The sequence below is a fragment of the Rhizobium sp. UFLA01-1127 genome (genome assembly GCF_059803845.1).
Map to the genome: position 1 here is coordinate 1 of NZ_JAUQTZ010000293.1, position 1,179 is coordinate 1,179.

At 60.3% G+C, this 1,179-nt stretch carries 1 protein-coding gene; it reads left to right on the top strand.

Annotation, left to right across the window (positions count from 1 at the left end):
* Positions 1-2 precede the first annotated feature (2 nt).
* Entirely contained in the window at positions 3-1,178 is a 1,176-nt protein-coding gene (gene tuf, locus Q4Q11_RS31815) for an elongation factor Tu (protein WP_075852341.1), read from the top strand.
* The last annotated feature ends 1 nt before the right edge of the window (position 1,179 follow it).

Below are 1,179 nucleotides of genomic sequence, written 5' to 3' on the forward strand. Positions count from 1 at the left end.
AAATGGCAAAGAGTAAGTTTGAGCGCAATAAGCCGCACGTTAACATCGGGACGATCGGTCACGTTGACCACGGCAAGACGTCGCTGACGGCAGCGATCACGAAGTACTTCGGCGAGTTCAAGGCGTATGACCAAATCGACGCTGCTCCGGAAGAGAAGGCTCGTGGCATCACGATCTCGACGGCCCACGTTGAATACGAGACGCCGAACCGTCACTATGCGCACGTTGACTGCCCCGGCCACGCGGACTACGTGAAGAACATGATCACGGGTGCGGCTCAGATGGACGGCGCGATCCTGGTTTGCTCTGCCGCCGACGGCCCGATGCCGCAGACGCGCGAGCACATCCTGCTCGCCCGCCAGGTTGGCGTTCCGGCGATCGTGGTGTTCCTGAACAAGGTCGACCAGGTTGACGACGCCGAGCTTCTCGAGCTCGTCGAGCTTGAAGTTCGCGAACTTCTGTCGTCCTACGACTTCCCGGGCGACGACATCCCGGTCGTCAAGGGTTCGGCGCTTGCTGCTCTTGAAGATTCGGACAAGAAGATCGGCGAAGACGCGATCCGCGAGCTGATGGCTCAGGTTGACGCCTACATCCCGACGCCTGAGCGTCCGATCGACCAGCCGTTCCTGATGCCGATCGAAGACGTGTTCTCGATCTCGGGCCGTGGTACGGTTGTAACGGGCCGCGTCGAGCGCGGTATTGTCAAGGTTGGTGAAGAAGTCGAAATCGTCGGCATTCGTCCGACGTCGAAGACGACGGTGACCGGCGTTGAAATGTTCCGCAAGCTGCTCGACCAGGGCCAGGCCGGCGACAACATCGGCGCGCTGATCCGCGGTGTGAACCGTGACGGCGTCGAGCGTGGTCAGATTCTGTGCAAGCCGGGTTCTGTGAAGCCGCACAAGAAGTTCATGGCCGAAGCCTACATCCTGACGAAGGAAGAAGGCGGCCGTCATACGCCGTTCTTCACGAACTACCGTCCGCAGTTCTACTTCCGCACGACGGACGTGACGGGCATCGTGACGCTTCCGGAAGGCACGGAAATGGTCATGCCTGGCGACAACGTCACGGTTGCCGTTGAGCTGATCGTTCCGATCGCGATGGAAGAAAAGCTTCGCTTCGCAATCCGCGAAGGCGGCCGGACCGTCGGCGCTGGCATCGTTGCAAGCATCGTCGAGTAAT

What these genes read in the sequence shown, in the direction of transcription:
- tuf (WP_075852341.1), top strand. Translation starts at nt 3, where the DNA reads ATGGCAAAGAGTAAGTTTGAGCGCAATAAGCCGCACGTTAACATCGGG.